This is a genomic window from Streptomyces sp. JJ38 (assembly GCF_019303475.1).
Classification (GTDB): domain Bacteria; phylum Actinomycetota; class Actinomycetes; order Streptomycetales; family Streptomycetaceae; genus Streptomyces.
Map to the genome: position 1 here is coordinate 18,208 of NZ_JABLSI010000033.1, position 18,350 is coordinate 36,557.

The window sequence follows — 18,350 nt, forward strand, 5'->3', positions numbered from 1 at the left end:
CGTCGTCGTACGCGCCGTGGGCGGCCTCAGTGGGCGCCGCCGCTGGCCTCCAGCCGCTTGATGGAGGCCTCGACCTCGGCCTCGGCCTCGGTGCGACCGACCCAGTTGGCGCCCTCGACGGACTTGCCGGGCTCCAGGTCCTTGTAGACCTCGAAGAAGTGCTGGATCTCCAGCCGGTCGAACTCCGAGACGTGGTGGATGTCGCGCAGGTGCTCCATCCGCGGGTCGGAGGCGGGGACGCACAGCAGCTTGTCGTCGCCGCCGGCCTCGTCCGTCATCCGGAACATGCCGATCGCGCGGCACTTGATGATGCAGCCCGGAAACGTCGGCTCGTCCAGCAGCACGAGGGCGTCCAGCGGGTCACCGTCCTCGCCGAGGGTGCCGTCGACGAACCCGTAGTCGGCCGGGTAGACGGTCGAAGTGAACAGGTGGCGGTCCAGGCGGATGCGCCCGGTCTCGTGGTCCACCTCGTACTTGTTCCGCGAACCCTTCGGGATCTCGATGGTGACGTCGAACTCCACTGGGAGGCTCCTCCGTGATCAACACATTCTCTGGTGATTAAGTGTCCCCCACGCAGATGTGTGCTCGCGAAAGGGGCTGGTCCAAGGTGCGCGGTGCGGCCGGGGACGGGTCGACCAACACGTTCCGTGACACGGTCCGGCGGGCCGGAGCGCGCTGGAGCGGACACGTCCGACAGCGCTGGCGGACGCTTCCCCCACAGCGACGGACACTCGGGCTGACGGCGGGTTCGGCCGCCGTCGGCCTCGCGGTGTCCCTCGGTGTGGTGGCCGCGGCGGGCCCCTGGGACCACGGTCAGCGTACGGCCGAACGCTCCCGGGCGGCCGCGCTGGAGGCGGACAGTGGCGGGAGCCACACCGACGACGCCCGCCCCGGCCCCGTCGCCGGGCGGGAGCCCGCGGAAGCGCCGAAGCCCGCCCCGAGCGCCCCGCCCGTGCTGCGCCCGGCCGACGCCTCCGGCGAGGCCCCCACCCGGGGTGGGCTCGCGGAGGCCCTGCGGGCCGGGCTGAAGGACGAGGCCCTGGGCCGGACGGTCGGGGCCGCCGTCGTGGACGTGGCCACCGGGCGGGTGCTCTACGAGTCGGGCGGGGACAAGCCGCTCGTTCCCGCCTCCACCATCAAGCTGGCCACCGCGACCGCCGCGCTGACCGCCCTCGGCCCCGAGCACCGGCTGGAGACCCGTACCGTCTGGGACCCCGGCTCGCGACGGGTCCTCCTCGTCGGCGGCGGCGACCCGACACTGACCGAGGACCGCCTCGCCGCCCTGGCCGAGGACACGGCCGAGGCGCTGCGGGAGCAGGAGCTGCACCCGAAGACGCTCGGGTACGACATCTCGCGGTTCACCGGCGAGCCGCGGCACCCCATCGGCGTCAACCCCAACCTCGCCCCGCTCAGCCCGCTCATGCTGAACGCGGCCCGGACGGACGGTTCGCGCCGGGGCCCGGCGCCGCGCGAGGCCGACCCGGCCGCCGCGGTGGCCGACCGCTTCGCCGAGCTGCTCGACGAGCACGGGGTCTTTGCCGGACGGACGGAGCGGGCCCGCGCGCCGAAGGACGCGCGGCGGCTCGCCGCCACCCGCTCGGCCCCGCTCGCCGGGCTGGTGGAGCGCATGCTCACCGACAGCGACAACGACCTCGCCGAGGCGCTGGCCCGGCACACCGCCCTCGCCACCGGAGAGCCCGCCGACTTCGACGGGGCCCGGGCGGCGGCTCGGAAGGTCCTGCGCGGCCTCGGCCTGCCGGTCGGGCACGCCCGCTTCGCGGACGGCAGCGGCCTGAGCCGGGACAGCCGGGTCTCGGCGACGCTTCTGGCCTCCCTCCTGGCCACCGCCGCCCACGCCGACCACCCGGAGCTGCGCCCCGTCCTCACCGGGATGCCCGTGGCGGGCTTCACCGGCACCCTGGGCGGCCGGTACGGGACCGAGGCGACGGAGGACGCCGCCGGCGTCGTGCGCGCGAAGACGGGCACGCTCACCGGGGTGAACGCCCTGGCCGGGACCGTGGTGGACGCCGACGGACGGCTGCTGGCGTTCGCCTTCCTCGCCAACGGCACCGAGAGCCGCGGCGCCGCGCACGCCGCCCTCGACCGCCTGGCCACCGCCCTCGCGGAGTGCGGCTGCCGGTGAGCGGCGGCGTCCCCGATCGGACTGTGCCGGTCACCGCCGACGCCGTACGGTGAAACCATGACGAGCCCCGGCCCCCGGACGGTGGAGAGCCTGTGAACCCGCTGAGCCCCGACAGCATGGTCGACTGGAACCTCGCGACCGCGACCGCCACGCGCCTGGTCCGCCAGGGGCCGGAGGTGAGCCGGGACGAGGCGCGCGCCGTCGTCGCCGAACTGCGTCGGCACGCGAAGGCCTCCGAGGAGCACGTGCGGTCCTTCACCGGCCTGGAGCCGCGGGGGCCGCAGGCCGACACCCCGGTCCTCGTCGTGGACCGCCCCGGCTGGATCCGGGCCAACGTCGCGGGCTTCCGCGAGCTGCTCGTCCCGCTGCTGAAGAAGATGCACGAGCGGCGGGCCAAGGCGCCCGGCGGCATGGTCCTGGGCGCGGTGGGCGGGAAGGTCGCCGGTGTCGAGGTCGGCATGCTGCTGTCCTTCATGGCCTCCAAGGTGCTCGGCCAGTACGAGACGTTCGCGCCGCCGACGGCCGAGCTGCCGGGCGCGCCCGGCGGGGGCGGCGGACGGCTGCTGCTGGTGGCTCCGAACATCGTCCACGTCGAGCGCGAACTGGACGTCCCGCCGCACGATTTCCGGCTGTGGGTCAGCCTGCACGAGGAGACGCACCGCACCCAGTTCACCGCTGTGCCGTGGCTGCGCGAGCATCTGGAGGGCGAGATCCACACCTTCCTGGCCGAGACCGACGTCGACCCCTCGACGCTGCTGGAGCGGCTGCGCGAGGTGGGCCAGGCGTTCGCCGGGAGCCGGGACGAGGAGGAGGGCGCGGGCGGGCGCAGCATCGTCGACCTGGTGCAGACCCCGGCCCAGCGGGAGGTCCTGGACCGGCTGACGGCCGTCATGTCCCTGCTGGAGGGCCACGCCGACTACGTCATGGACGGGGTCGGGCCCGCCGTCGTGCCGGCCGTCGGGGAGATCCGGGAGAAGTTCCAAAAGCGCCGCCAGGCCGGGGCCGGGCGGCTCGACCTCGTGCTCCGGCGGCTGCTGGGTCTGGACGCGAAGCTGCGGCAGTACCGGGACGGCGCCCGCTTCGTGCGGACGGTGGTGAACCAGGTGGGCATGGACGGCCTCAACAAGGTGTGGACGTCGCCGAACACACTGCCGACGAGGGCCGAGATCGCCGAGCCGGCGGACTGGGTCGCACGGGTGCACCGCTCGGCCGACGCCTGAACAGCGGGAACGCCGCCGGGGGCGGCGGACGGGCGGCCTCCGGGCGGTGCCCGTAGGCCGGGTCGGCCGGGAAATCACCCGTCCGAGGGACCGTGACCGAGTGTGGCCGCGTGCGATGCTCGGAGCCTCGGCCCGCCTCTGTCACCATCGACGCACCCAGCGTGACAAGCGGACGTCTCCGACGCTCGACAGCACCTCGCTGTTCCGCCGCTCCACGAGCCTTGAGGAAGTGAACGGACATGGGTCCTCATCCCGCGGTCGCCGCGATACGCCTGGCGGTCCGCCGCGCCCTGAAGGACGTGCTCGCCGACTCGGCCGCACGCCCCACCCCCGACCAGGACGGCGCCGCCGCCGTTCCCGGTTCCCCGTCCCTCCGGGCCGACGGGCCCGCCCCCCTCGTCCTGGTGGCCTGCTCCGGCGGGGCCGACTCCATGGCCCTCGCCTCCGCCCTCGCCTTCGAGGCGCCCCGGCTCGGCCTGCGCGCCGGGGCCGTGACCGTCGACCACGGGCTGCAGGACGGCTCCGCCGCCCGCGCCCGCGAGGTGGCCGACCGCCTGGCCGCTCTCGGGCTCGCGCCCATCGAGTCGGTGGCGGTCACCGTCGGCCGCGGCCCGGGCCCGGAGGCCGCCGCCCGTGACGCCCGCTACGCCGCCCTGGACGCCGCCGCCGTGCGTACCGGGGCCGCCGCGATCCTGCTCGGCCACACCCGGGACGACCAGGCCGAGACGGTTCTGCTCGGCCTCGCCCGCGGCTCCGGCACCCGCTCCCTGTCCGGGATGGCCGCCGTCTCCGGCTCGCTGACCGGGGAGCCCGGGGCCGAGCGCCGCTACCGCCGCCCGTTCCTCGCGGTCGACCGGCAGACGGCCCGCAAGGCGTGCCTCGTCCAGTCCCTGCCCGTGTGGGACGACCCGCACAACGCCGACCCGGCCTTCACGCGCTCCCGGGTGCGGCACGAGGCCATGCCCACCCTGGAGAAGGCGCTCGGCAAGGGCGTCACCGAGGCGCTGGCGCGCACCGCCCAGCTCTCCCGCGACGACGCCGACGCGCTGGACGCCTGGGCCGCCGAGGCGGAGAGCCGGGCGAGGATCAGCCCGCCGGGCAGGACGCGACAGCGGGAAACCGTGGTGCTGGACGTCACCCCCCTGGCCGCGCTGCCGCCGGCGGTGCGCCGCAGGGTCCTGCGCCGGGCCGCCATCGAGGCCGGCGCTCCCGCCGGTTCCCTGTTCGCCCGGCACGTCGAGGAGACGGACCGGCTCATCACCGGCTGGCGCGGTCAGCGGGCCCTCAATCTGCCCGGCCGGGTCGAGGCGCTGCGGCAGGGTGGCACACTGGTCATTCGGCGGAGCGAGAGCTGAGCCGAGCGGTTTCCCCCGGCCGGGCCGGGAGATTCCCGACGGTGGCCGAGTGACTGGCGAACGACGAGGCGAGAGCAGCAGGGTGGACGACAAGGACATGGGCGCCGACCTCAAGTCGGTGCTCATCACCAAGGAAGAGATCGACGCGAAGCTGGCGGAGCTGGCCGAGAAGATCGACGCGGAGTACGCGGGCAAGGATCTGCTGATCGTCGGGGTGCTCAAGGGCGCCGTCATGGTCATGGCGGACCTGGCGCGGGCGCTGTCGAGCCCCGTCACGATGGACTGGATGGCGGTGTCGTCCTACGGGGCCGGCACCCAGTCCTCCGGTGTGGTGCGCATCCTCAAGGACCTGGACACCGACATCCAGGACAAGCACGTGCTCATCGTCGAGGACATCATCGACTCCGGGCTGACGCTGTCCTGGCTGCTGTCGAACCTCGGCTCGCGCGGGCCCGCCTCGCTCAACGTGTGCACGCTGCTGCGCAAGCCGGACGCGGCCAAGGTGTCGATCGACGTCAAGTGGGTCGGCTTCGACATCCCGAACGAGTTCGTCGTCGGCTACGGGCTCGACTACGCCGAGAAGTACCGCAACCTGCCGTTCGTCGGCACGCTGGCTCCGCACGTCTACGGCGGCTGAGCCTCCGGGCCCCGGGAACACGCAGGCCGCCCTCTCCGTTGGAAAGGGCGAGGGCGGCTCTCTTTACCACGCCCGCGAGCGGCGGGGGACAATGCTGGGGTACCGTCCGAAGGTCGGTCTTTTCAACTCACGATGGCAGGAGGGACGGGGCGTCACCGCCTCGTATGGATGGACGTGAAGCGATACTTCCGTGGGCCGGTCATGTGGATCGTGCTGGCCGTCCTCGCTGTGGTCGTGTTTATGCAGTTCGTCGGCTCGTCCGAGGGCTACAAGACTGTCGACACCGGCCAGGTCGTCAATGCGATCCGCGAGAACCAGGTGGACTCTGCCAAGCTCTCGACGGGCGACGAGCAGACTGTCGAGCTCGACCTCAAGGACGGGGTCGAGATCGAGGACAGCAACAAGATCAAGGCCAGCTACATCGACGAGCAGGGCTATGAGCTCGCTCAGGTGCTGCAGGCCAAGCTCCAGGACGACCAGCTTCCGGAGGGGTACACCGTCACCCCGAAGGAGCAGAGCCCGTTCGTCGGCATGCTCTTCTCCTTCCTGCCGTTCCTGCTGATCATCGTGATCTTCCTGTTCCTGATGAACCAGATGCAGGGCGGCGGCTCCCGGGTCATGAACTTCGGGAAGTCGAAGGCCAAGCTGATCACCAAGGACACGCCGAAGACCACGTTCTCGGACGTCGCCGGTTCGGACGAGGCCGTCGAGGAACTCCAGGAGATCAAGGAGTTCCTCCAGGAGCCGGCCAAGTTCCAGGCCGTCGGTGCCAAGATCCCCAAGGGCGTGCTGCTCTACGGCCCGCCCGGTACCGGTAAGACGCTGCTGGCCCGTGCCGTCGCGGGCGAGGCGGGCGTGCCGTTCTACTCGATCTCCGGCTCGGACTTCGTCGAGATGTTCGTCGGTGTCGGCGCGAGCCGCGTCCGTGACCTGTTCGAGCAGGCCAAGGCCAACGCCCCGGCCATCGTCTTCGTCGACGAGATCGACGCCGTCGGCCGCCACCGCGGCGCCGGCATGGGCGGCGGCCACGACGAGCGCGAGCAGACACTGAACCAGCTCCTCGTCGAGATGGACGGCTTCGACGTCAAGGGCGGCGTCATTCTCATCGCGGCCACCAACCGCCCCGACATCCTGGACCCGGCGCTGCTGCGCCCCGGCCGCTTCGACCGGCAGATCGCGGTCGACCGCCCGGACATGCAGGGCCGCCTGGAGATCCTCAAGGTCCACCAGAAGGGCAAGCCGGTCACCCAGGACGTCGACCTGGGGGCCGTCGCCCGCCGTACGCCGGGCTTCACCGGCGCGGACCTGAACAACGTGCTGAACGAGGCCGCGCTGCTCGCGGCCCGCTCGAACGCCAAGCTGATCGACAACAAGTTCCTGGACGAGGCGATCGACCGCGTCGTGGCCGGGCCGCAGAAGCGCACCCGGATCATGAGCGACAAGGAGAAGAAGATCACCGCGTACCACGAGGGCGGACACGCCCTGGTCGCGGCGGCCTCGCCCAACTCCGACCCGGTGCACAAGATCACGATCCTGTCCCGGGGCCGCGCGCTCGGCTACACCATGGTGCTGCCCGACGAGGACAAGTACTCCACCACGCGCAACGAGATGCTCGACCAGCTCGCCTACATGCTCGGCGGCCGGGCGGCCGAGGAGCTGGTCTTCCACGACCCGACGACCGGCGCCGCCAACGACATCGAGAAGGCGACGGCGACGGCCCGGGCGATGGTCACCAAGTACGGGATGACGGAACGTCTCGGCGCGATCAAGTTCGGCTCCGACCAGTCCGAACCCTTCCTCGGCAAGGAGATGGCCCACCAGCGGGACTACTCCGAGGAAGTCGCCGGGCTGGTGGACGAAGAGGTCAAGAAGCTGATCGAGACCGCGCACAACGAGGCGTGGGAGATCCTTGTCGAGAACCGCGACATCCTCGACAACCTCGTCCTGGAGCTGCTGGAGAAGGAGACGCTGGGCAAGGAGGAGATCGCCGAGATCTTCAAGCACGTCGTCCGGCGCCCGGCCCGCCCGGCGTGGACGGGGTCGACGCGCAGGACGCCGTCGAGCCGCCCGCCGGTCTCCACGCCGAAGGAGCTCGCCGGCGCGGGCTCCGGCACCCCGTCGCTGGAGAAGGGCAAGGAGATCGGCCCGGTGGACGCCCCCGTGGACTCCCCGGCCGACGCCTCCGTCGACGTCGAGCGGCGCGGCGAGAGCTGACCTGTGAGGGGCGTCACGCCCCGGAATGCCGTCCGCGCCCCCTGGGTTCTACCCTGTGGGGCGCGGACGCTTTCGTACGCTATTCGAACGCGAGGTCCGCGACGATGTGGGCGCGGGCCGCAGGCACGCGCACGGGCAAGGAACGAGGCAACCCATGATCGACCCGGTGAGTCTGGCAGGCGAGGGCGCGGTCGGCGAGTTCGACGCGATCGGCGAGTTCGACGAGAAGCGCGCCGAGAACGCCATCCGCGAGTTGCTCATCGCGGTCGGAGAGGACCCGGACCGCGAGGGCCTGCGGGAGACCCCCGCCCGGGTCGCACGGGCCTACCAGGAGATATTCGCCGGGCTGCGGCAGCGCCCGGAGGACGTCCTGACCACGACGTTCGATCTCGGCCACGACGAGATGGTGCTGGTCAAGGACATCGAGGTGCTCAGTTCCTGCGAGCACCACCTGGTGCCCTTCGTCGGCTTCGCCCACGTCGGGTACATCCCGTCGACCAGTGGCAAGATCACCGGCCTGTCCAAGCTCGCCCGGCTGGTGGACGTCTTCGCCCGCCGCCCGCAGGTGCAGGAGCGGCTCACGACGCAGATCGCCGACTCCCTCATGCGCATCCTGGAGCCGCGCGGGGTCATCGTCGTCATCGAGTGCGAGCACATGTGCATGACGATGCGGGGCGTACGGAAGCCGGGTGCCAAGACGCTGACCTCCGCCGTCCGAGGCCAGCTCCGCGACGCCGCCACCCGCTCCGAAGCCATGAGCCTCATCATGGCGCGCTGATTCTCCTGGGCTCGGTTCGCCGCCGGGCGCTTTTGCCCGGTGTCGACAGTCGTCGAGACTGCGCTCGCTCCTTCGTCGCTCCCTTGCTCTCCTCCCTTTCGACACCGGCGCGCCCTTTGGCTCACTCTCCCCCGGCTAACTCCCCCAGCTGTCGCTGGGAGGTGCCCCCAGAGCCGGAGGCGGGCGTACCCGGGCCGGAGGCGGGCGTGCCCGAGCGGGCCGGGAGGGGTGAGGCCGGGGTGGGGCCTACTCTGGACGCATGAGCGCCATGCACCGTCCTCTGCGAACCGCCCACGGCCTTCCGGAGTGGGGGCGGTGCGGGGTGATGGGCGTGATCAACGTCACGCCCGACTCCTTCTCGGACGGGGGCCGCTGGTTCGACACCACCGCGGCGGTCAAGCACGGCCTCGATCTGGTGGCCGAGGGCGCCGACCTGGTGGACGTCGGCGGTGAGTCGACGCGCCCCGGCGCCCTGCGGGTGGACGAGGAGGAGGAGCTGCGGCGCGTCCTCCCGGTCGTGCGCGGGCTGGTCGGCGAGGGCGTCCTCGTCAGCGTCGACACCATGCGCGCGTCCGTGGCCGAGCGGGCCGTCGCCGCCGGGGCGCGGCTCGTGAACGACGTCAGCGGCGGGCGGGCGGACCCGGACATGGTGCCGGTGGTCGCGGAGGCCGGGGTTCCGTTTGTCGTCATGCACTGGCGGGGGCAGTCCGTCGACATGAACGACCGCGCCGTCTACGGGGACGTCGTCCGCGAGGTGACCGACGAGCTGCGGTCCGCGCTGGACCAGGCGGTCGCGGGCGGTATCGCGATCGAGCGCGTCGTGGTCGACCCGGGGCTGGGCTTCGCGAAGAACGCCGAGCACGACCTCGCGCTGGTCGCCGCGCTGCGAGAGCTCGACGCCGCGCTGGGGCGCCCGCTGCTGGTGGCGGCCTCCCGCAAGCGTTTCCTGGGCCGCGTGCTGGCGGGCGAGCCCGGCTCGGCCCCGCCGCCCGCCCGGGAGCGGGACGCGGCCACGGCGGCCGTCTCCGCGCTGGCGGCGCGGGACGGCGCCTGGGCCGTGCGGGTGCACGAGGTGCGGGCCAGCGCCGACGCCGTCCGGGTCGCCCGGGCTGTCGCGGAGGCCGCTCGATGACCTCGCGCGACTCCGGCCACGACACCGAGGCCGCCGCCGCGGCGGTCGAGGCGGCGAACCGGGCGCTGTACGACGCGCTGGAGCAGGGGGACTACGAGGCCCTGGCCGTGCTCTGGCTGGACGGCGACGTGAGCGTCGTCCATCCGGGCTGGCCGGTTCTGCGCGGTCGCGGCGAGGTGCTGCGGTCGTATGCGCTGATCATGGCCAACACGGAGTACATCCAGTTCTTCCTGACCGACGTGGAGGTCTCGGTCGTCGGGGACGCGGCGCTGGTGACGTGTACGGAGAACATCCTCAGCGGAGGCCCGGCCGAGGCCGACGGCTCGGCGGGGGAGCTGATCGGCGGGCTGGTGGTGGCCACCAACGTCTTCCGTCGCGACGTCGACGGCGTCTGGCGGCTCTGGTCCCACCACGGCTCGCCCGTCATCGCCGAGGATTCCGACGAGTCGGACGACGCGGCGGACGAGGCCCCGGACGACGAGGCCGGCGGGGATTCGACGGGCCCGGAGGGCTGAGGGCCGCGGGGGGTGCGTCCGCCCGTCACCCACAGGAGTGTCACCGGGGGGAATACCGGCGTCGGGTCCGCGCCTTGTGGGTAGGCGCGCCTCGGGCCGCTCCGCCGCCGTCCGTGTCATCCGTCACCCCGCGCGGCGCGGTCGGGCCCCGCGCGCACCCGCTGTCGGTGTGCGCGGGTAGATTCGATGCGGCGCCGGTACGGCCGAGACGGCTGTGCCACAAGGACAGAACCGGATGAAGCGACACAGAACGGTGGCGTGACACGGATGACGAATGGGGTGATGCACTCGTGGATCGAGTAGCCGTACGCGGGCTGAGAGCACGGGGGTATCACGGGGTCTTCGAGCACGAACGTACCGAGGGCCAGCTCTTCGTCGTCGACGTGGACATGGGGGTGGACACCCGGGCCGCCGCCGCGGGGGACGAGCTGGGAAAGACGGTGCACTACGGCGTGGTCGCCGAGCAGGTTCACGCCATCGTCACGGGGGAGCCGGTGGACCTCATCGAGACACTGGCCCAGCGGATCGCCGATCAATGCCTCACTCACGAGGCGGTGCACGAGGTGGAGGTGGTCGTCCACAAGCCGGAGGCCCCGATCACCGTGCCCTTTGACGACGTGACCATCACCATCAAGCGGAGCCGATCATGACGCCGAACAGTGACCCGACCGTGCAGCCGGTACCGGCTTCCGTGGTGCGCCAGGTGGACGCCGCCGACTCCACGCTGCACAACCCGAAACGCGCCGTCCTCGCCCTCGGGAGCAACCTCGGCAACCGGCTCGAGACCCTGCAGGGTGCCGTCGACGCGCTGGAGGAGACCCCGGGCCTGCGGGTCAAGGCCGTCTCCCCGGTCTACGAGACCCAGCCCTGGGGCGTGGACCCGCAGTCCCAGCCGCCGTACTTCAACGCCGTCGTCCTGGTGAAGACGACGCTGCCGCCGTCCTCCCTGCTGGAGCGCGGCCAGGCGATCGAGGAGGCGTTCCAGCGGGAACGCTCCGAGCGTTGGGGCCCGCGCACGATCGACGTGGACATCGTGTCCTATCAGGACGTCGTCTCCGGCGACCCGGGGCTGACGCTGCCGCATCCGCGCGCGCACGAGCGGGCCTTCGTCCTCGTGCCGTGGCACGACGTGGACCCGGAGGCGGAGGTCCCCGGCGTGGGCACCGTGGCGGACCTGCTGCGCGGAGTCCCGCGGGAGGGCGTCACGCTGCGCTCCGACCTCACGCTGGCCCTGCCCGAGTAGTCATGGTCAAACAGCTCCGCCTGCGCACCCTGGTCGGGGTCTTCGTCCTGACCGGCGTCCTCTCCTGGGCCGGTTCGGGCCTGTGGGACAACCTCGGCACCCTGCCCGCCGTCCCGGCCCCGGCCCCCATCGTGCTGGCCGGTATCGCGGCGATCCTCCTGGCCACGACGCTGTCGCTGCGCGGCCGGCTGAAGGGCCAGCGGGAGCGCCGGGCCGACGTCAGGGCGGTGGAGCCGATGATGGCCGCCCGCGCCGTGCTGTTCGGTCAGGCGAGCGCGCTCGTCGGCGCCTTCGTCGCGGGGGTCTACGGCGGGATGGGCGTCCACCTGCTGACCTCGGACCTGTTCCAGGTCGGCGCCCGCCGCGAACAGGCCCTCTACGCGGGGCTCTCCGTTGTGGCGGCCGCCGCGATCGTCGCCGTCGCCCTGTGGCTGCAACACGTGTGCCGCCTCCCCGAGGACGAGGACCCGGCCTCCCCCGCCCCCACGACCTGAACCCCGGGCCCCGGTCGGGTGGGGTCGGCGGTCAGGCGTTGGCGGTGCGGCGTTCGAAGTCGAGTAGTTGGCGCTTGCGGTCCAGGCCGCCGCCGTAGCCGGTGAGACTGCCCGACGCGCCGACGACGCGGTGGCAGGGCACGATGATGCCGACGGGGTTGCGGCCGTTGGCCATGCCCACGGCCCGGGAGGCGGTGGGGCGGCCGATGTGTTCGGCCAGCTCGCCGTAGGAGACGGTCTCGCCGTACGGGATCTCGCACAGCGCCGCCCACACCGTGCGCTGGAACGGGGTGCCCTCCAGGGCCAGCGGCAGGGAGAAGGCCGTCCGCTCGCCCGCGAAGTACTCGCCGAGCTGGGCGGTGACGTCCGCGAAGCCCTCCGGGTCCGGCACGCCGAAGCTCGCCTCGGGCGGCCGGTGGCGCTGGTCCGTCATGTAGAGGCCGCGCAGCACGCCGTCCTCGGCCACGAGGGTGAGGGGCCCGAGGGGAGAGTCCAGGACGGTGTGGGTGCGGTTCGCGTAGGTGTTCACACCACCAGTCTGCGTCGGCCGGCGGCCCCGGACCGGCGGATTTCGGACGCCGTCGTGGGCGGTCGGCCTCAGCGGTGGACGCCGTCCAGTGTGACGGCGTCGCGGGGCACGTCGGCGTTCTCGGGGGAGTCCGCGGCGACGGACCGCCGCAGCGCCTCGTGCAGTCGGGCCGGGGTGAGCACCCCGGCGAACCGGTCCCCGTCCAGGACGGCGACCCAGCCCGCGTCGTACTGCAGCATCGTGGCGAAGGCCTGCTTGAGCGAGGCCCCCAGCGGCAGCCAGGCGTCCATGCGGCGCGCCCGGGACCGTACCGCCCCGTCGTCCGCCGTCGCGCCGGGTTCGGCGAGTGCCCCGGCCGCGACCCAGCCGTGCAGGGCGCCGGCGTCGTCCAGGACGACGGCCCAGCGGGCGCCCTCGGCCCGCAGCCGCGCGGTGGCCCGGTCGAGCCGGTCGCCGAGGCGGACGACGGGCGGCTGCTCCAGGTCACCGGGCTCGATGGGGGTCACCGAGAGCCGCTTCAGCCCGCGGTCCGCCCCGACGAACTCGGCCACGTACGGCGTCGCGGGGGCGCCCAGCAGGCGGGCGGGGCTGTCGAGCTGCTCGATCCGGCCGTGCCCGTAGACGGCGATGCGGTCGCCCAGGCGGACGGCCTCCTCGATGTCGTGGGTGACGAAGAGGACCGTCTTGCGCACCTCGGACTGGAGGCGCAGGAACTCGGTCTGGAGGTGCTCGCGGACCACCGGGTCCACGGCGCCGAAGGGCTCGTCCATCAGCAGCACCGGCGGGTCGGCGGCCAGGGCGCGGGCGACGCCGACGCGCTGCCGCTGGCCCCCGGAGAGCTGCTCGGGGTATCGGCCGCCGTGGACGGCCGGGTCGAGCCCCACGAGGTCGAGCAGCTCCGCCGCGCGGCGCCGGGCGGCAGACCGGGAGGCTCCGAGAAGCACGGGCACGGTCGCGGTGTTGTCCAGCACGGTCTTGTGCGGGAAGAGGCCGACCTGCTGGATGACGTAGCCGATGCGCCGCCGCAGCTTCACGGGGTCGGTCGCGGCGACGTCCTCGCCGTCGAGCAGGATGCGGCCGTCGGTGGGCTCGATGAGGCGGTTGACCATCTTCATCGTCGTCGTCTTGCCGCACCCCGACGGGCCGACGAGGGTGACCAGTTCCCCCTCGGCCACCTCGAACGACAGCTCGTCCACGGCGACCGTGCCGCCCGGATACCGCTTGGTCACCCGTTCGAATCGGATCATGGCCACCCTTCCGTCGGGCGGCCATTGTGCCACCCGTTACTGTCACCGCTTCCGACCCTTCTGTCACTCGTGCGGGTTAGGGTCTCGGGGTGATGACGACGGGGACGGAGAGCTGCCTGGCCGCCAACGACTGGATCTGTGCGGAGTATGTACGCACCCGGAGCCAGGAGCTGACCGACGCGACGGTGCAGCACGTCTGGATCACCCTCGCCGCCGTCGGCATCGCGCTGCTCGTCGCGTTCCCGCTCGCGCTCGTCGCGCGTCGCTGGCGCGCCGCCGCCGGGCCCGTCCTCGGCCTGACGACGGTCCTCTACACCATCCCCTCCCTGGCCATGTTCGCCCTGCTGCTCCCGTTGCTCGGACTCTCCGCCGCCGTCGTCGTCACCGGTCTGGTGCTGTACGCGCTCACCCTCCTCGTCCGGAACATCCTCACCGGGCTGGCCTCCGTGCCCGAGGAGACCCGCGAGGCGGCGCGCGGCATGGGATACGGGCCGGTCCGGCTGCTCTTCTCCGTCGAACTGCCCCTGGCCCTGCCCGGGGTGCTCGCCGGAGTGCGGATCGCCACCGTCTCCACCGTGTCCCTGACGACGGTCGGCGCGATCGTCGGCTACGGCGGCCTGGGCAACCTCGTCTACAGCGGCATGCAGGGGTTCTTCAAAGCGGAGGTCGCGACGGCCTCCGTGCTGTGCGTGGCCCTGGCCGTCCTCCTCGACATCCTCCTCCTCGGCGTCCAGCGGCTGCTGACGCCCTGGCAGCGAGCGGGCCGCGAGCGACCGAGCCGTCGGCCGGTCCGCTGGGCCCGGCGAGCCGAGCGGGTGGTGTGAGATGGCCGCGGGGAACATCGTGACCGACACCTGGGAGTGGCTGGCCGACGGCGCCAACTGGAGCGGCCCCGGCGGGGTGTGGGAGCGGCTCGGCGAGCACGTCTTCCTCACCGTGGCCTGTCTCGCGCTCGCCTGCGCCATCGCGCTGCCGCTCGCGCTGTGGCTCGGCCACATCGGGCGCGGCGGCGCCCTGGCCGTCAACCTCTCCAACATCGGCCGGGCCGTGCCCACCTTCGCGGTGCTGGTCCTGCTCGGCCTCACCCCGCTGGGGCGGCACGGGGACTGGCCCACCGTCATCGCCCTGGTGCTGTTCGCCGTCCCGCCGCTCCTCACGAACGCCTACGTCGGCATGCGGGAAGCCGACCGGGGCGTGGTCGAGGCCGCCCGGGGCATGGGCATGTCGGGGCCGCAGCTCCTGTGGCGCACCGAACTCCCGCTCGCCTACCCGCTCATCATGACGGGCGTCCGCTCGGCCGCCGTCCAGGTCGTGGCGACGGTGACGCTGGCCGCCCTGCCCGGTGGCGGCGGTCTCGGCCGCGTCATCACCGCGGGCTTCCGCACCTACGACACCCCGCAGGTCGTCGCCGGGGCGCTCCTCGTCGCGGCCCTCGCGCTGGCCGTCGAGGGCGTGCTCGTTCTCGCCGACCGGCTCCTCGACCCGATGCGCCGCCGTCGCCGGGCCCTCCGGGCGGCCCCCGCGGCGCCTCCGACGCAGTCAGCCACCGAACCGACCGAAGGAGCAGTACCGTGAGATTCACCCGCACCGGACGAGGAGCCGCGCGCGGCACCGCCGTCCTCGTGGCGGCCGTGCTCGCCGCCGGGCTGACGGCCTGTGGCGGCGAGAGCCTGGAGGAGGAGGGCGGAACGGCAGGCGAGCAGGACAAGGGCAGCCTGGTCGTCGGCTCCGCGGGCTTCACCGAGTCCGAGATCATGGCCCGGATGTACGCCCAGCTCCTCGCGGAGGCCGGCTACGACACCCGGGTCCAGCGGGTCGCCAACCGCGAGCTGTACGAACCCTCCCTGGAGAAGGGGGAGATCGACGTCGTCCCCGAGTACGCGGCCACCCTGGCGGAGTTCCTGAACGCCAAGGTCAACGGCGCCGAGAAGGCCACCGCGAAGCCCGTCGCGAGCAACGACGTCGACGCCACCATGGCGGCGCTGGAGAAGCTCGCCGAGGAGCGCGGTCTCGCCGTCCTCGAAGCCGGCGACGCGGTCGACCAGAACGCCTTCGCGGTGAGCGCGGACCTCGCCGACGCACACGGTCTGACGACGCTCACCGACCTCGGCGAGAAGGGCCTCGCGGTCAAGCTCGCCGCCGGCGACGAGTGCCCCGAACGCCCCTTCTGCCAGCCGGGGCTGGAGAAGACGTACGGCATCGACATCGCCGCGCTCGACCCCAAGGGCGTCGGGACGGTGCAGGCCAAACAGTCCGTCGCCGACGGCACCAACGACATGGTGCTCACCACGACCACCGACGCCACGCTGGAGCAGTTCGGCCTCGTCCTGCTGGAGGACGACAAGGGGTTGCAGAACGCCGACAACATCGTGCCCGTCGTCAACGCGGAGGACGCCGGTGCCCAGGACATCGCCGACGTCCTCAACACCCTGACCGCGGTGCTCACCACCGAGGACCTCACGGAGCTCAACCGCCAGGTCGACGCCGAGCGCCGCAAGCCCGCCGACGTCGCCCGCGACTATCTCGAGTCCAAGGGCCTGCTGTAAGGAGCGCGAGGCGGGCGCGGCCGGAACCCCGGTTCCGGCCGCGCCAAAGCGACAAAGGGGGCGTGCGCGGTCGGATAACCCCCTGGGAACGATTCGCCACGCGCCCTCCCGGACGAAGGCCACTCAGGGTAAATTCCGGGCCATGCCACGAGGACGTCACCGGCACGCCCCACCCCTGCACCGGATGCTCGCCCCGGCCGCCCTCGCCGCTACCGCGCTGACCTGCGCGGGCGGTGCCTGGGTCGCCGGTGACGGGCTGCTGCCGCGCGCCCTCGCCACGGGGGCGGCCGCCACCGCCCTCGTCGGCGTCGGGCTGCTGCGCCGCTGGGACCGCACGGCGGGTCGCCGCCTTGCCGAGGCCCAGGCGGCGCGGCGCAGCATGGAGTGGCAGGTCGAGGAGCGCTGCGCCGAACTCGAAGAGGATCTGGAGGAGTCCCGTCGGCTACGCGCCGAGTCGGCGCGGGAACTGCGGGCCAAGCGGGCGGAGTTCGAACGGCTCCGCACCGAGCACGCCGCGCTCCTGCGCCGGTACGCCCACGCCGAGTCGGACCGCGCCACGGCGCTGGAGGGCCGCCGTCAACTGGCCATCACCGCGGCCGAGCCGGCGAAGGCCCTGCCCCCGGGCCGCTCGGCCGCCCGGCTCGACCCTGCGGCCTTCCAGCGGGCCTTCGCCGTGCTGGAACGGATGGAGGCCCGGGCCGCCCTGGGCGCCCGGCTCCCGGACGCCGAGGGCGGCTTCGACTACTTCGCCGCGGGCCGCCGCGAGCCGGCTCCGTCGCGCTCCGCGGCCAACGTCATCGACCTGGCCGACCGCGGGGCCGAGGAGCCCCGGCCCGTCGAGTCGGGCCTGCGCCGCCGGCGCATCTCGTAGCGTGCGTCCGGCGGCTCCGCGGCCCGGCGTGGTGCGGCCCGGCGGCTGTGCGGCGGCTGTGCGCGTCAGCCGGTGACGCGGAAGGCGATGGCCCGCTTCGACTCCGGCGCGAAGGCGAGGGCCGCGATGCCGTCTGTCACGAACGGGGCCGCTCCCGGCTCGGTCTCCTTGTCCGCCCCCGTGAGGGCGTCCAGGACGACGGGGCCGTTCTCCGTCGTTCCGTAGAGCAGCCCCTCCCGGAGGAGCGTCATCCTCGGGGCCACCCGGTTCGCGGACTCGTCGGGGAGCGACCACAGCGGCTTGCCCGAGTCGGCCGCGTAGGCGTCGAGCCGTTTGCCGTCTCCGCACACCAGCACGGACGCGCCGTCGTAGGAGCAGGCGGACTGGTCGCGATCGCGATGGGTGACGACCTCCTTGCCCTCGGCGGTCTCCACGAACGTGAGCCGCCCCTCGCCACCGGAGTACGACTCCAGCGCGACCAGGTTCGACGTCGCTCCGACGAAGTCGCCGTACCCTTCGGCGTCCACGGACCACTTCTCTTCGCCGGTGGCCGCGTCCAGCCCGACGAGCCGGTCCTCGCGCGCCGACTCCGCCCGCTCCACGACGAGGGTGTCCCCGGCCAGGACGCCGTCGGCCTCGGTGGACCACACCCTCTCGCGGGTGGTGAGGTCCACGCCGAGGGTGTGGTCGCCGACCTCCAGGACCAGGGTGTCGCCCACCTGGCCGAGGATCTGGGGCGGGCCGTCGCTGTGTTTGCTGTAGTCCTGGAGGCCCTCGAACTCCACGGTCGCCGACCACGCGAGCGTGGCCTCGCGGGCGTCGGCCGCCAGGAGTTCGACGACGGTCTTCTTCGGCGTCGTGCCCGAGCCCGGTAGCTCGCCGACGACGGCCATGACGGCCAGCCGCTTGCCGTCCACGGTGGTCAGGTGCGGGGCGTCCGTCGAGTCGCCGACGAAGGGCCCGTCCTTCTCCGGATCCACGGGCTGCGACTCGGCCGTGGTGATCAGCACCGCGTCGCTGGGCCGATAGCCACTGGCGATCTCCAGCCCGTCGGTCCGGCCGATGTAGAGGACGCCCTTCTCGATGGTGACGGGCAGTCCGTTCGCGTCGGTGCGGCCGCTCATGGCGACGTTCCCGGACGTCGCCGCCTTCGGCACCGTGACCTCCGGGGCCGGCTCGAACTTCAGCGGCGCGTCGAACGCCTCGGGGACGTCCTCGGCCTTGCTCTCGTCCTCACCCTTGGGCGCGCTGTCCCCGCGCGTCGGCTCCTTCTCGGCGTCTCCGCCGGAGCCGCACCCCCCGAGCACGGCCATGGCCACTGCCACGGCCGTGCAGGCCAGTCCCTTCCGAACCCGCATCGCGGCGTCCCCTCCCGTTCGACATCGCGGAGGGAAGATCGTAACCAGCGGGCGCTGACGCGACGTCA

At 72.9% G+C, this 18,350-nt stretch carries 19 protein-coding genes; 15 read left to right on the forward strand and 4 right to left on the reverse strand.

Translation table 11 applies throughout. The annotated features are described in order from the left end of the window. Positions 1-26: 26 nt before the first annotated feature. Positions 27-521, reverse strand: coding sequence for an inorganic diphosphatase (locus HPT28_RS18120; protein WP_219092171.1), 495 nt, complete (start codon positions 519-521; stop codon positions 27-29). Positions 522-577: 56 nt separating this feature from the next. Between HPT28_RS18120 and dacB the strand changes: the two genes are divergently transcribed. The 11 genes from dacB (at position 578) to HPT28_RS18175 (ending at position 11,731) form a co-directional block, all read left to right on the forward strand. Then, positions 578-2,143 carry a D-alanyl-D-alanine carboxypeptidase/D-alanyl-D-alanine-endopeptidase gene (gene dacB, locus HPT28_RS18125; protein WP_219092172.1) on the forward strand — a complete coding sequence of 522 codons (1,566 nt, stop codon included), beginning with the start codon at positions 578-580 and terminating at the stop codon, positions 2,141-2,143. A gap of 116 nt (positions 2,144-2,259) precedes the next feature. Then, complete coding sequence (locus tag HPT28_RS18130; protein ID WP_219092218.1) at positions 2,260-3,363, forward strand: zinc-dependent metalloprotease; 1,104 nt, start codon at positions 2,260-2,262, stop codon at positions 3,361-3,363. 239 nt (positions 3,364-3,602) lie between these two features. Then, positions 3,603-4,718 carry a tRNA lysidine(34) synthetase TilS gene (tilS, locus tag HPT28_RS18135; protein WP_219092173.1) on the forward strand — a complete coding sequence of 372 codons (1,116 nt, stop codon included), beginning with the start codon at positions 3,603-3,605 and terminating at the stop codon, positions 4,716-4,718. 97 nt (positions 4,719-4,815) lie between these two features. Next, the gene (hpt, locus tag HPT28_RS18140; RefSeq protein ID WP_219092219.1) at positions 4,816-5,355 is read left to right on the forward strand and encodes a hypoxanthine phosphoribosyltransferase; all 540 of its coding nucleotides are present in this window, start codon (positions 4,816-4,818) and stop codon (positions 5,353-5,355) included. Between the two features lie 168 nt (positions 5,356-5,523). Next, entirely contained in the window at positions 5,524-7,569 is a 2,046-nt protein-coding gene (gene ftsH / locus HPT28_RS18145) for an ATP-dependent zinc metalloprotease FtsH (protein ID WP_219092174.1), read from the forward strand. Between the two features lie 154 nt (positions 7,570-7,723). Beyond that, positions 7,724-8,347, forward strand: a complete 624-nt coding sequence (folE, locus tag HPT28_RS18150) for a GTP cyclohydrolase I FolE (RefSeq protein WP_219092175.1) — start codon at positions 7,724-7,726, stop codon at positions 8,345-8,347. 268 nt (positions 8,348-8,615) lie between these two features. Then, the gene (folP, locus tag HPT28_RS18155; RefSeq protein WP_374226983.1) at positions 8,616-9,479 is read left to right on the forward strand and encodes a dihydropteroate synthase; all 864 of its coding nucleotides are present in this window, start codon (positions 8,616-8,618) and stop codon (positions 9,477-9,479) included. Further along, positions 9,476-9,994, forward strand: a complete 519-nt coding sequence (locus HPT28_RS18160) for a nuclear transport factor 2 family protein (protein WP_219092177.1) — start codon at positions 9,476-9,478, stop codon at positions 9,992-9,994. The genes folP and HPT28_RS18160 overlap by 4 nt, the downstream gene beginning before the upstream one ends. 290 nt (positions 9,995-10,284) lie before the next feature. After that, on the forward strand, positions 10,285-10,644 hold the full coding sequence (folB, locus tag HPT28_RS18165; protein ID WP_219092178.1) for a dihydroneopterin aldolase: 360 nt from the start codon (positions 10,285-10,287) through the stop codon (positions 10,642-10,644). After that, positions 10,641-11,237 (forward strand): 2-amino-4-hydroxy-6-hydroxymethyldihydropteridine diphosphokinase, encoded by a 597-nt coding sequence (gene folK, locus HPT28_RS18170; protein WP_219092179.1) that lies wholly within the window; start codon positions 10,641-10,643, stop codon positions 11,235-11,237. Before folB ends, folK begins: the two co-directional genes overlap by 4 nt. 2 nt (positions 11,238-11,239) lie before the next feature. Further along, positions 11,240-11,731, forward strand: coding sequence for a DUF3180 domain-containing protein (locus tag HPT28_RS18175; protein ID WP_219092180.1), 492 nt, complete (start codon positions 11,240-11,242; stop codon positions 11,729-11,731). Between the two features lie 31 nt (positions 11,732-11,762). Here HPT28_RS18175 and HPT28_RS18180 read toward each other — a convergent pair whose 3' ends face one another. Beyond that, the gene (locus tag HPT28_RS18180) at positions 11,763-12,260 is read right to left on the reverse strand and encodes a methylated-DNA--[protein]-cysteine S-methyltransferase (protein WP_308119344.1); all 498 of its coding nucleotides are present in this window, start codon (positions 12,258-12,260) and stop codon (positions 11,763-11,765) included. A gap of 68 nt (positions 12,261-12,328) precedes the next feature. Continuing rightward, positions 12,329-13,507 (reverse strand): ABC transporter ATP-binding protein, encoded by a 1,179-nt coding sequence (locus tag HPT28_RS18185; protein ID WP_219092181.1) that lies wholly within the window; start codon positions 13,505-13,507, stop codon positions 12,329-12,331. Between the two features lie 92 nt (positions 13,508-13,599). Between HPT28_RS18185 and HPT28_RS18190 the strand changes: the two genes are divergently transcribed. The 4 genes from HPT28_RS18190 to HPT28_RS18205 all read left to right on the forward strand — a co-directional run bounded on the left by HPT28_RS18190 (position 13,600) and on the right by HPT28_RS18205 (position 16,924). After that, positions 13,600-14,331 carry an ABC transporter permease gene (locus tag HPT28_RS18190; RefSeq protein WP_219092182.1) on the forward strand — a complete coding sequence of 244 codons (732 nt, stop codon included), beginning with the start codon at positions 13,600-13,602 and terminating at the stop codon, positions 14,329-14,331. Position 14,332: 1 nt separating this feature from the next. Continuing rightward, complete coding sequence (locus tag HPT28_RS18195; protein WP_219092183.1) at positions 14,333-15,082, forward strand: ABC transporter permease; 750 nt, start codon at positions 14,333-14,335, stop codon at positions 15,080-15,082. Further along, positions 15,079-16,053 (forward strand): ABC transporter substrate-binding protein, encoded by a 975-nt coding sequence (locus HPT28_RS18200; protein WP_219092184.1) that lies wholly within the window; start codon positions 15,079-15,081, stop codon positions 16,051-16,053. Before HPT28_RS18195 ends, HPT28_RS18200 begins: the two co-directional genes overlap by 4 nt. A 142-nt stretch (positions 16,054-16,195) precedes the next feature. Further along, positions 16,196-16,924, forward strand: a complete 729-nt coding sequence (locus tag HPT28_RS18205; protein WP_219092185.1) for a hypothetical protein — start codon at positions 16,196-16,198, stop codon at positions 16,922-16,924. Positions 16,925-16,989: 65 nt separating this feature from the next. Here HPT28_RS18205 and HPT28_RS18210 read toward each other — a convergent pair whose 3' ends face one another. Further along, complete coding sequence (locus tag HPT28_RS18210) at positions 16,990-18,282, reverse strand: PQQ-binding-like beta-propeller repeat protein (protein ID WP_219092186.1); 1,293 nt, start codon at positions 18,280-18,282, stop codon at positions 16,990-16,992. Positions 18,283-18,350 lie beyond the last annotated feature (68 nt).

What these genes read in the sequence shown, in the direction of transcription:
- HPT28_RS18185 (WP_219092181.1), bottom strand. Translation starts at nt 13,507, where the DNA reads ATGATCCGATTCGAACGGGTGACCAAGCGGTATCCGGGCGGCACGGTC.
- HPT28_RS18195 (WP_219092183.1), top strand. Translation starts at nt 14,333, where the DNA reads ATGGCCGCGGGGAACATCGTGACCGACACCTGGGAGTGGCTGGCCGAC.
- folK (WP_219092179.1), top strand. Translation starts at nt 10,641, where the DNA reads ATGACGCCGAACAGTGACCCGACCGTGCAGCCGGTACCGGCTTCCGTG.
- dacB (WP_219092172.1), top strand. Translation starts at nt 578, where the DNA reads ATGTGTGCTCGCGAAAGGGGCTGGTCCAAGGTGCGCGGTGCGGCCGGG.
- ftsH (WP_219092174.1), top strand. Translation starts at nt 5,524, where the DNA reads ATGGACGTGAAGCGATACTTCCGTGGGCCGGTCATGTGGATCGTGCTG.
- tilS (WP_219092173.1), top strand. Translation starts at nt 3,603, where the DNA reads ATGGGTCCTCATCCCGCGGTCGCCGCGATACGCCTGGCGGTCCGCCGC.
- HPT28_RS18160 (WP_219092177.1), top strand. Translation starts at nt 9,476, where the DNA reads ATGACCTCGCGCGACTCCGGCCACGACACCGAGGCCGCCGCCGCGGCG.
- HPT28_RS18190 (WP_219092182.1), top strand. Translation starts at nt 13,600, where the DNA reads ATGACGACGGGGACGGAGAGCTGCCTGGCCGCCAACGACTGGATCTGT.
- HPT28_RS18210 (WP_219092186.1), bottom strand. Translation starts at nt 18,282, where the DNA reads ATGCGGGTTCGGAAGGGACTGGCCTGCACGGCCGTGGCAGTGGCCATG.
- folP (WP_374226983.1), top strand. Translation starts at nt 8,616, where the DNA reads ATGCACCGTCCTCTGCGAACCGCCCACGGCCTTCCGGAGTGGGGGCGG.
- hpt (WP_219092219.1), top strand. Translation starts at nt 4,816, where the DNA reads ATGGGCGCCGACCTCAAGTCGGTGCTCATCACCAAGGAAGAGATCGAC.
- HPT28_RS18205 (WP_219092185.1), top strand. Translation starts at nt 16,196, where the DNA reads ATGCCACGAGGACGTCACCGGCACGCCCCACCCCTGCACCGGATGCTC.
- HPT28_RS18175 (WP_219092180.1), top strand. Translation starts at nt 11,240, where the DNA reads ATGGTCAAACAGCTCCGCCTGCGCACCCTGGTCGGGGTCTTCGTCCTG.
- folE (WP_219092175.1), top strand. Translation starts at nt 7,724, where the DNA reads ATGATCGACCCGGTGAGTCTGGCAGGCGAGGGCGCGGTCGGCGAGTTC.
- HPT28_RS18130 (WP_219092218.1), top strand. Translation starts at nt 2,260, where the DNA reads ATGGTCGACTGGAACCTCGCGACCGCGACCGCCACGCGCCTGGTCCGC.